Raw genomic sequence first — 10256 nt, 5'->3', positions numbered from 1 at the left:
CTCCCGTAGAAATCAAGACCCTCCACCAAACCCGGGGCGGTTCAGACACTAGTGAAATGTAGACCGTCCAGGCCCACGAGGAGGTCGCAGTTGTGGCAGTACGCAGCGGCGGTGCCCAGGCCCGACCTCGCGGGCCGCGGCGGTGATGCTCCACCCCCTCTCGCGCAGCTGCACGAATCGGGCACGTTTGGCCGACAACGGACGTCGTCCCGGCCCCTTCTTCACACGTCGCGACAAAGACCTCACACTCCCGAACTCTAGGGAGGCGTTGCGACAGTGCCTGGAAACCACCCGCTCGAAAAGTGGACACTCCGCCAACGATTGGAGTGTGATCACCATGGAGGACTGGGCGCTGATCAGGAGGCTGGCCGCCGACGGTGTGCCGAAGGCCGCGATCGCCAGGAGGTTGGGCATCTCGAGGACGACGGTCATCAACGCCATCGCCTCGCAGGGGCCACCGAAGTACGAGCGAAGACCGGGTCCGACGTCGTTCACGCCGTACGAGGCGCGGGTGCGGGAGCTGCTGAAGGACACCCCGGACATGCCGGCGACGGTGCTGGCCGAACGGGTGGGGTGGACCGGCTCGATCCGCTGGTTCCGCGACAACGTCAAGCGGCTCCGGGTCGACCATCGCCCGATCGACCCGGCCGACCGGCTCACCTGGACGGCCGGGGACGTGGCGCAGTGCGACCTGTGGTTCCCGCCAGCCAAGATCCTCCTCGAGGACGGATCGCGCACGCTGCTGCCGGTGCTGGTCATGACGTGCGGGTATTCGAGGTTCACGGTGGGCCGGATGCTGCCGACCCGCAAGACACCGGATCTGTTGCTCGGCACGTGGGCCCTGCTCAGTGAGCTGGGTCGGGTGCCGCGCCGGTTGATCTGGGACAACGAGCCCGGCATCGGACGAGGCAAGCTGACCGAACCGGTCGCGGTGTTCGCCGGGACGCTGGCCACGAAGGTGGTGCTGCTGCCGCCGCGGGACCCGGAGTCCAAGGGCATCGTGGAACGCCGCAACCGCTTCTTCGAGACCTCCTTCATGCCCGGGCGCCACTTCGCCTCCCCGGCCGACTTCAACGCCCAGTTCACCGAATGGCTCACCAGGGCGAACGCCCGGACGGTGCGCACGACCAAGGCCCGCCCGGTCGACCTGCTCGCGGCGGACACCGAGGCGATGCTGCCGTTGCCGCCGGCGGTGCTGCACCTGGGGTGGCGCAACCATGTCCGCCTGGGCCGGGACTACTACGTGCGCGTCGACACTTCCGACTACTCGGTCGACCCCCGCGCGATCGGCGCCCGGGTCGACGTGGCCGCCGACCTCGAGGTCGTCCGGGTCCGCCACGGCGGCCGGCTCGTGGCCGAGCACCCGCGCCGGTGGGCACGGGGCATGACCGTCACCGACCCCACCCACGTGGCGACCGCGGCCGCGCTGCGCCACGACTACCAACACCCCGCACCACGTCCATCCGAGGACGCGGGCATGGTGCGGGACCTGTCCGACTACGACCGTGCCTTCGGTCTCGGCGAGGCGGGCCAGCCATGACCCCCAAGACCACGCCCGGCACCGAGTCGCTCAAGCAGATCACCCACCTGGCCGCCGCGCTGAAAGCGCCCCGGATCACCGAGGCCGCCGCCCGCCTGGCCGACCACGCCCGGGACACCGGGTGGACGCACGAGGACTACCTGGCCGCAGTCCTGGAACGCGAGGTCGCCGCCCGCAACGCCTCCGGAGCCCGACTACGGATCCGCGCGGCCGGGTTCGGCGCGGTCAAGACCCTGGACGACTTCGACTTCGATCACCAACCCGGCGCCCGCACCCCCGTCCAGGCGTTGGCGTCCGGGGCCTACCTGGCCGAGCACCGCAACGTCGTCCTCCTCGGCCCACCGGGCACCGGCAAGACCCACCTGGCCACCGCCCTGGGCGTCGCCGCCGCCCGGCAAGGACACCGGGTGCTGTTCGCGACCGCCACCGACTGGGTCACCCGCCTGACCGAGGCCCACGACCGCGGCCGGCTCGCCGCCGAGCTCACCCGTCTCCGCAGGTACGGGCTGATCATCGTCGACGAGGTCGGCTACCTACCCTTCGAGCAGGACGCCGCGAACCTGTTCTTCCAGCTCGTCTCCTCCCGGTACGAGCACGCCTCCCTGATCCTGACGTCGAACCTGCCGTTCAGCTCCTGGGCCGGCGTCTTCGGAGACCAGGTCGTGGCCGCCGCGATGATCGACCGCATCGTCCACCACGCCGACGTCATCGCACTCAAAGGCGCCTCCTACCGGCTACGCGACCGCGGCGTCGACACCCTGCCCAGCATCAAGGCCGAACAAGAATCCCTAGACTGAGACCGTCCACTCTTCGACCGCCGAAACCGTCCAGTTTTCGAGCGCCGTCGACAGGCTACCGCGCTGTGCTCAACCTGTGGCAACCATCCTCGCTTCCTTCCACACCGCGGGTCATCTCCGTGGCCCACGCTCGACCAAGCACGCATCAGCCGCGGACCGTCCCAGTTAACTCGTCAATACCCGTGTACTGCGCCCTCCAGAGAACGGGCGCGAGGTCGAACGTCTTCATTCAGGACCCCACAGCCGGCCTTGACGCTGGTCGGGAAGGTTCTCTCGCCGCTCAGCGCCCTGACTTCTTCTCGCGAATCCCACGCAGTTCCTTCCGCATGACAACGGCCAACGGAACGCTGCACGCCAGGACAACCACGAGAAGAGACCCAAGTATGTAGAGGATCAACGGTCGATCGATTGTCGCCGTAAGCACCGGAACTCCTACCAGCACGAGAGCACCGAGCCCCAACACGAGTACGACCATCCATCGCGGAGCCCCTTCGCCCGACGCGCCGTTCCCCATGTGCCCTCCCTTGCAGTCGTCGACAGAATGTACTGCGCCGCTGTTCCAGCGCCGGGAAGCAGCCATCGCACAGCGGGCTGTCATGCCGCATGGGCTAGGCGGGCCGACCACTAGCCAACTGCCTCCGCTTTGTCCTACCAAGTCGATCCGTCAGCGGGTCACGGGATCGTGCGTTACTCGAGAGGTCCTAGCGGAATTGGTGCCCTGCAGAGTCCTGGGTACGGTAGGAGGCACGTCCTCACCCTTTCGGGTGCAAGGCTTGGACGTCCCATCGAGAAGGATCACTTATGGCGCAGCGTGTCGTGACCCAGTTCGTCTCAGACCTTTCCGGAGAGGAGTTGGGCAAGGAGGGCGAAACCATCACCTTCGGCTGGAAGGGCAGCACGTACGAGGTTGACCTGTCCACCGATGAGGCGGCGGAGTTCGCCAAGCTTCTTCAGCCCTACCTCAGGGCCGGGCGCAAGGTGTCTGGCGGCACTCGTAGGGCGGGCACCAGCAGCGCGAGTCAGCAGGACCGTGAGCGCACGAAGGCCATCCGGCAGTGGGCGAAGGAGAACGGACACTCCGTCTCTGACCGTGGGCGCATCTCCGCTGAGGTCGTAGCCGCCTACGAGTCTGCGCAAAAGGGGTGACGAGGCAGCGCAGCGCTCGCCTGCCCCTGTGATTGAGCCACGCCATTCGTGGCGTGGCCACCCAGGGTGGGACGCCGCAGCAGGAGGTTTGGCGCAGTCGCTCCTTCTGTAGGTGTGAGCTCCGGCCGGTGCCCGGGATCGCTTCTCCCGACCCTCGGGGCGCTTCTCAAGAAACAGTCGAACCACCAGCAGGGCCCGACGGCCACGCGTTCTCTCCCAGCTCCTCAATCTGAACCTGCAGTGCGTCGGCGATCGATCGATCACGCTGTGCGGTGGCCAACTGGTAGTGCAGAGCCATGGCGGGGGTGGTGTGTCCCAGACGGTGCTGCAACTCGCGCACCGTAGCGCCCGACTGAGCTCCCAGGGTGGCAGCGGTGCGACGCAGGTCGTGCCAGTGCAGGGTCGGCTTGCCGATAGCCTCGCGTGCAGCGTGGAAGCCGTAGGCCGCCTTCCGGTACGTTCGTCCGTTGCGTTCTTCGACGCGAGCCCCGCGGCCGTACAGCGCGGTAGGCGCCAACAGCTCTCCGTCATCGCCCGGAAAGATCAGAGCGCTACGGCTGTGATCGGCCTGAGCACCGATGTGGTCGGTCAGGGCCCGAGCAACGATGGACGGCATGGCCACAGTCCTTCGACCGGCAGCCGTTTTGGGGGCGTTGGTGCTTTTAGTCCCGTCGGCGCGAACTGCTGTGCGACTGACGGTGAGCGTTGCGGCCGCCAGGTCGACGTCCTGGCGGCGCAGTGCGGCAGCCTCCCCGAAACGTAGCCCGCACAGGCCACACACGAGGGTGAATGCTCGGTGCTTCTCCGGCATGGCTTGTGCCAAAGACAGGAGTTCGGTAAGGGTTAGTACTTCGGGCTCGCGCACGACGGGGGAGCGGCCACCGGAGCGGATGCGGCACGGGCTCTTCGTGATGATGTTGTCATCTTCTGCCTGGCGCATGATGGTGCTTAAGACCTGATATGCGTGACCTCGTGCGGTCGGCGTTCTAGTGCCGTAAGACTGGAACCAGGTGCGGACGGTGTCAGTCTTGATCTCATCCATCGGCATGGTCCCGAACGCCGGCAACAGATGACGCTCGAGTGACGTCGCGTAGGAGGCGCGCGTCGTCGGGCGCAGGTCGTGTCGTCCGCTCAGCCAGGCCCTCGCGTATGCGGTGAAGGTGTTCGCGACGCGCGCTTGCTCAGCGTCTTGTGACGCCCTGCGTCGAACGGCTGGCGGGCTCCACTCATCTCGCTCGATGAGGCGGCGCTCGTCGACCAACCAGCCCTCGGCGTCCATCTTCGTCTCGAAGGTGCTGCCCGCGTTGTGCCGGATCTCGCCGTAGCGGTAGAACGCTTGCCACCGCCCGCTCGGGAGCTTCCTCAGGTTGCCGAACTGCCTTTTGCGGGTCATGGCCAACCTTGCGCTCCTCGGTCGTGCATCTTGCGTGCATCTTGAAGGTACAGCAGTGTCCACCTACGACCACATCGAGTGATGTCCGCTCGGCTGCGTCTGTGCAGGTCAGAACCCAAGAGTGCTGGTTGACATCGATTCGCGTGGATCGTCGCATCGGCCAAGATATTGGTTCGAGTCCCTTCACGTCCACCCGGTTCGAGGTTCGGTATGAGGCCCCTGGCCTGCGGAGACGCGGTCGAGGGGCCTTCGTCGTGGCTGGGGGCCGTCGCCTGTGGGCTCGTCGTCGCGTCACGTCGCGGCGCTGACCTCGAGGAGGCTGCGCCAGGGGTCCTCGAAGCGCAGGGTGCGGCCGTCGTGCTGGGCGGGGATGTCGTGGTGGCGGAGTCGCTCGGCGAGGGCGTCGACGTCCTGGGTGGTCGGTACCACGATGGAGACCTGCCCGAGGCCGAGGGTGGCGGCCCGGGCGCCGGCGCCGCGGCTGCCCCAGCTGTTCATGGCCATGTGGTGGTGGTAGCCACCGGCCGAGACGAAGATCGCGCCGTTCCACTGGGCGGTGACCTCGAAGCCGAGGGCGTCGACGTAGAAGGCCCGCGCGGTGGGGACGTCGCCGACCTTGAGGTGCACGTGGCCCACCTCGGCGGTGCTGGGGGCCTGCTCCACGTGGTGGTCGCGCAGGAACGCCTGCGGGTCCAGGGGGAGGGAGTCCATGGCCACCCGGCCGCCGTGCCAGCTCCACTGCGCGCGCGGCCGGTCCCGGTAGAGCTCGATGCCGTTGCCCTCGGGGTCGGTGAAGTAGAACGCCTCCGAGACCAGGTGGTCGGCGGAGCCGACGAAGACCGAGCGGGGGTGCTGGCCGGCCCGGGCGACGACGTCCGCGAGCGCGGCTCGGTCCGGGAAGAGCAGCGCGGTGTGGAACAGGCCTGCCTGGCCGGGTGCCGGGGCGGGGAGGCCGGGGGTGTGGACGAGGACGACGAGTGCGTCGCGTCCGCGACCGAGGACGCTGGTGTCGGCCCGCCCGACGGCGGGGGAGCCACGGTCGACTGCGGTGCGCGCGGCGTCACCGGGCAGCTCCTCGAGGCCGAGCGCGTCACGGTAGTAGTCCGTCATGCCCGGGAGGTCGGCCACGTGCAGGGTGACGGCGTCCATGGTGGTGGTGCCGGGCAGGAGGAGATCGGTGGTCATGGTGGAGCCCTCGGAAGTTGTCGTGTCAACTAGTTACGCCACCGTACCACCGCATAGTTGTCGGTACAACTGACCCCGCATCGTCGGTTGGGGGAAGTTGTCCCGTCAACCATCGGTGATACTGGTGCGATGACGACGACGTGGTTGACCGATGCCGAGCGGGCGGCCTGGGTCCGGATGGCAGCCGTGCTGGAGCTGCTGCCCGGTGTGCTCGACACGCAGCTGCGGCGGGACAGCGGGCTCACCCACTTCGAGTACTTCACGCTGGCCATGCTCTCCGAGGCAGACCGCCGGACGCTGCGGATGACGGCGCTCGCGGCCCAGACCAACGCCACCCTCCCGCGGCTCTCGCACGTGGTTCGGCGTCTCGAGGGTCGAGGTCTGGTGTCGCGTATGCCGTGTCCCGAGGATGCCCGCGCCACGAACGCCCGGCTGACCGACGACGGGTGGGAGGCGGTCCGGGCAGCTGCGCCGGGTCACGTCGCCGCCGTCCGCGACGCCGTCGTCGACGCGCTGACCCCCACGCAGATCGAGCAGCTGACGGCCATCACCACGGCGATCCTGCAGCGCATCGATCCCGACGGGACCATGCTGGACCGGTCATGAATCGATGGCCCTGCCCTGGAGCGCAAGGAGAACGACGTGGATGACCGAACCGCGATCTGGCGGGCGGTGCACGAGGAGCGACGCAGGCTGGCGTCCGACCTGCAGGGCATCAGCCCCGAGGAGTGGCAGACACCGTCGTTGTGCCACGGGTGGTCGGTGCACGACGTCGTCGCCCACCTCACCGACTCGGCCCTCACGACCCGGTTGGGCTTCGTGCGTCAGATGGTCGGCGCCCGCTTCGACTTCGACCGGGCGAACGAGGAGGGAGTGGCGAAGCGCAAGGGCACCGACCCGGTCCAGACGCTGGACGCGTTCCGCGCTACGGCAGCCCGCACCTGCAGCCCGCCGGCACCGATAGCCACCCGGCTGGTCGAGGCCTATGTGCACGGTGAGGACATCCGCCGTCCCCTGGGCATCCACCACGCCTACCCGATGGAGCCCGTCATGATGGCGCTGACGTACATGGTGAGGGCCAGCGCCGAGTTCGGTGGAGGCAGGGAGCGTGCCCGCGGCCTCCGTCTCTGCCCCCCTCCGCCCGAAGGTCAGATCGGCGACGGCCCCGAGGTCCGCGGCGAGCCCATCGCTCCCCTGCTGGCCGTTTCTGGACGACCGACCTCTCCCGGCGAGCTCACTGGTGAGGGCGCAGCGGTGCTCGCGGCTCGCCGGTGACGTCCGTGCAGCAGCGCCTCTGGTGAGTCTCACCTGCGGCTCCTTGGTCAGGGTACGCCGAACGCCATGAGAGTCGCCGTTCAGTCACGCTGTCGAGCACTGGCACATGACCACTGACATGCTGACACAACGGCGCTCAGACGTCCGCCCGCAGGCGCGCATCACCGGGGCTGGAGGACCCGCCATGCGGGCATGGTTGCCGTCCGGTGGCGGGCCCGATGCATCGCGCTGGTAGCAGTGCGTGCGTGTCGGCCGGTCCGCTCCGACGGGGAGTGGCCCAGGGGCCGCGATGGCGTTGCTGAGGGGCCGACCGTTCTCAAGCGCTGCGGAGGGTGTCCCAGAAGTCGACCAGTTCTTGGTGGTCGGGTGGCAGGGGCACGTCGGCAGATGAGCCGTCGCTCAGATCGGCGACCATGTGGGTCGCCCACGGCCCTTCGGCGTTGTTGCGAAGCCCGGTGACGCTGCGCCAAGGAAGGTGTTGAGTGCGCAACCCTCTGCAGATTCTGAGTTCGTGAGGGTCAGCTTCGACTCGAGCCCTGGCGGCAGCGATGGCCATCGCCGCGTACAGCACGGTGACGAAGCCCGTCCCTACCGGCCAGACGGCGTCGCCCCAGGTCTGCGGAAAGCTCACGAGGAGTGAGAGAACGGCCACAGTGCCCCACGTAAGAGCGAGCCCCAGGTTTATACGAAGTTGAGGGCGCCGATGAAGCGAATCCCAGATCCTCGCGTCCATGCATGGACTCTATGTCTCAAGCGCCCACCGACCCCCCGTCAAACCGCGCCTACGGACTTCGCCGGAGCCTGTGGAAGCTCGGCTTGCGCGGCATGCGAATGTGCTTACTCGGGTCGTGCGGTGACGGCGCGGTAGCGGAAGCCGTGCTGGTCGCCGTGTTCGAACTCGAGTGCCACTGTCTCTCCGGGGGCGAGCTCTAGGAGTCCTTTCGCCTGGACGCGGCTGACGTGAGCCCAGCAGCCTCCGGGCGTGTGTGGTGAGTCCACGATGCCCCACCCTTCGTCTGGGAACCAGTCGCGCACGACGGCGTGGATGGACCTGTCTCTCGGGTGCGCCGGTGGGTGTGCGACGGCAGGCGTGGCGGCCTCGAGCTCGATCAAGTAGTGCAGGTCGGTGTCGAGTCCAGTGCGTGCGTCGAGGCGTTCGGTCGGCTGCGTATTCGGCTCGCCCTGGTGGTTCACCAGCAGGGCCTTCGTGAGCCGCCAGTTCCGACGTAGGTCGAGGGGGTGGAACGCGTCCCATTCGTGCTGGCGCACGACGTGCAGGCGGCCGACCGCTGCGTATGTCGTTCCAAGCTGGGGCTGAGTGAAGTCGGGAGAGTACGGCTCGATGCCTTCGTGATCGCCGGGGATGCGAACGGGTCGGCTGGTGCTGGGCTCGAGCAGCAGCAGGCCTGCGCTGGTGTCCATGACGGCGGCTTGGCGCCAAGTGGCGACCACCTGGCCGAGCAGCCGGTAGATGCTGTCGCCGTCGGTGACCTCACCGACTCCGCGAAGACCGTCGTTGCCGTCGTTTTCTGCCGGTACGAAAGAGGTGCAGGACAGGCGCAATCCTGTGCGGTGTAGCACTTGTCCCACGCGCAGCTCAGGGACGTCACCGTCACTCACGAGGCCAGCCGCCAGAGTCGCCCACATCTGGTGAACCTAACCCTCTGGTCCACCCTGTGTTCTGCCTCGTCCAACGACACGCGGCATTTCCGGTCGGTTTGCCGGGGTGGTCTAGGTGGCGGTGAGGGGCAGGTCTGGGGTGTTGGGTGGTGGGTCGGTGCGCAGGCGTCCGTAGGTCAGTACGTCCACGCGGTCCCCGTCGACGAGGAACTTCTTTCGCTCTAGTCCCTCTTGGATGAATCCGGCTGCTTGGGCGATGCGTCCGGAGGCAGGGTTGTTGGCGCGGTGGCCCAGCTCGAGTCGTTCGAGTCCGCCGTCGCTCAGCGCCCAGTTGGCCACGGTCGCTGCTGCGCGCTTGGTGAGACCGCGCTGGCGGTGGGAGGGGTGCGTCCAGTACCAGAGCCAGCCCAGCCGGTTCTCGTGGTCGACGTTGAGGGCTACGACTCCGTGGAGCGTGCCGTCGGTGGTGAGGCCGAAGGCGAACGGGTTCTCGGACAGGCGTTGTGCGTAAGTCGCTGCCGAGGCGAGGTCGTGGACGTCACCCTGGCGGGACATGTCTGGCGCTGCGAAGGCCTGCAGGATGGCCTCGCTGTCGTTCGGCCGGACGCGGCGCAGCACGGCGAAAGGTTCGGGAGGCATTGGTAGCGAGACTAGCCCGAGCGGACAGTCGTCTGCTGGTCCTTTTCGAGGGCTGTGAATGACGTCTTGTCTGATTAGTGGTTTCGTTGCCGCAGGACGTCCAGGGCGAGCTCGATGATGTCGGCCCGTGGATGCAGAGCGGCCACCTCGCCCAGGGGAACCCAGGCGGCGAAGTCGGTCGTGCCGTCGGTCTCGGTCGTCCCGAGTTCACCGTCGGTGATGGTGGCCGTGAGGAGGAAACGCTGGGAACGCATGGGGCGGCGGGTGCCCTGGCGAGGCAGGGTGAAGTGGTGCTCGCCCACGACGTCGCCCACGTCCACGGTGTACCCGGTCTCTTCGAACACCTCACGCGCGACAGCAGCCTTGATGGACTCATCGAACTCGACACCCCCGCCGGGCATCGTCCACCCGGGCTCTGCCCTGCCGCCCCCGTTGAACCAGGTCAGCAGCATCTGGTCGTCTGAGATCAGCAACCCGTAGGCAGCCAGGCGGGTATCGAACTCGGTGAAGTGCACCCGGGGAACGCTACCCCTGCACCGCGGTCAGGCCGGCCGACTGGCGGCCCCTTGGGTCTCAGGGTTGAGAGGCTCGCGGCCATTTTGAGAGTGACACCGGAGGCGGCATGAGCGCGTTTGTAGCACAAGCGCTACTATGGGGCCAT

General features: G+C 67.8%; 11 protein-coding genes. 5 read left to right on the top strand and 6 right to left on the bottom strand.

Annotated features, from left to right (window positions below; genetic code table 11):
* Window positions 1-328: 328 nt before the first annotated feature.
* From istA to AVL62_RS04485, 3 genes are all read left to right on the top strand, one after another.
* Entirely contained in the window at window positions 329-1540 is a 1212-nt protein-coding gene (gene istA, locus AVL62_RS04495; RefSeq protein WP_058890483.1) for an IS21 family transposase, read from the top strand.
* Window positions 1537-2337, top strand: coding sequence for an IS21-like element helper ATPase IstB (istB, locus tag AVL62_RS04490; RefSeq protein WP_058890482.1), 801 nt, complete (start codon window positions 1537-1539; stop codon window positions 2335-2337). The genes istA and istB overlap by 4 nt, the downstream gene beginning before the upstream one ends.
* An 801-nt stretch (window positions 2338-3138) precedes the next feature.
* Window positions 3139-3483 carry a histone-like nucleoid-structuring protein Lsr2 gene (locus tag AVL62_RS04485; protein ID WP_058890481.1) on the top strand — a complete coding sequence of 115 codons (345 nt, stop codon included), beginning with the start codon at window positions 3139-3141 and terminating at the stop codon, window positions 3481-3483.
* A 166-nt stretch (window positions 3484-3649) separates the two neighbouring features.
* Here AVL62_RS04485 and AVL62_RS04480 read toward each other — a convergent pair whose 3' ends face one another.
* Both AVL62_RS04480 and AVL62_RS04475 read right to left on the bottom strand, forming a co-directional pair.
* Window positions 3650-4876 (bottom strand): tyrosine-type recombinase/integrase, encoded by a 1227-nt coding sequence (locus AVL62_RS04480; protein WP_058890480.1) that lies wholly within the window; start codon window positions 4874-4876, stop codon window positions 3650-3652.
* A 291-nt stretch (window positions 4877-5167) separates the two neighbouring features.
* Window positions 5168-6061, bottom strand: coding sequence for a VOC family protein (locus AVL62_RS04475; protein ID WP_058890479.1), 894 nt, complete (start codon window positions 6059-6061; stop codon window positions 5168-5170).
* 129 nt (window positions 6062-6190) lie between these two features.
* Between AVL62_RS04475 and AVL62_RS04470 the strand changes: the two genes are divergently transcribed.
* Window positions 6191-6667 (top strand): MarR family winged helix-turn-helix transcriptional regulator, encoded by a 477-nt coding sequence (locus tag AVL62_RS04470; protein WP_058890478.1) that lies wholly within the window; start codon window positions 6191-6193, stop codon window positions 6665-6667.
* Between the two features lie 36 nt (window positions 6668-6703).
* Window positions 6704-7336, top strand: a complete 633-nt coding sequence (locus AVL62_RS04465) for a maleylpyruvate isomerase family mycothiol-dependent enzyme (RefSeq protein ID WP_058890477.1) — start codon at window positions 6704-6706, stop codon at window positions 7334-7336.
* A 316-nt stretch (window positions 7337-7652) separates the two neighbouring features.
* Here AVL62_RS04465 and AVL62_RS04460 read toward each other — a convergent pair whose 3' ends face one another.
* The 4 genes from AVL62_RS04460 to AVL62_RS04445 all read right to left on the bottom strand — a co-directional run bounded on the left by AVL62_RS04460 (window position 7653) and on the right by AVL62_RS04445 (window position 10110).
* Window positions 7653-7967, bottom strand: coding sequence for a PH domain-containing protein (locus AVL62_RS04460; protein ID WP_161937836.1), 315 nt, complete (start codon window positions 7965-7967; stop codon window positions 7653-7655).
* A gap of 206 nt (window positions 7968-8173) precedes the next feature.
* Window positions 8174-8956 (bottom strand): hypothetical protein, encoded by a 783-nt coding sequence (locus tag AVL62_RS17480; protein WP_201023199.1) that lies wholly within the window; start codon window positions 8954-8956, stop codon window positions 8174-8176.
* A 111-nt stretch (window positions 8957-9067) separates the two neighbouring features.
* On the bottom strand, window positions 9068-9595 hold the full coding sequence (locus AVL62_RS04450) for a GNAT family N-acetyltransferase (RefSeq protein WP_058890475.1): 528 nt from the start codon (window positions 9593-9595) through the stop codon (window positions 9068-9070).
* Between the two features lie 74 nt (window positions 9596-9669).
* The gene (locus tag AVL62_RS04445; protein WP_058890474.1) at window positions 9670-10110 is read right to left on the bottom strand and encodes an NUDIX domain-containing protein; all 441 of its coding nucleotides are present in this window, start codon (window positions 10108-10110) and stop codon (window positions 9670-9672) included.
* Between the last annotated feature and the right edge of the window lie 146 nt (window positions 10111-10256).

This window comes from Serinicoccus chungangensis (genome assembly GCF_001483745.1).
Lineage (GTDB): Bacteria > Actinomycetota > Actinomycetes > Actinomycetales > Dermatophilaceae > Ornithinicoccus > Ornithinicoccus chungangensis_A.
The sequence above is the reverse complement of the archived record's forward strand: the minus strand, read 5'-3'. Positions and strand labels throughout refer to the sequence as shown.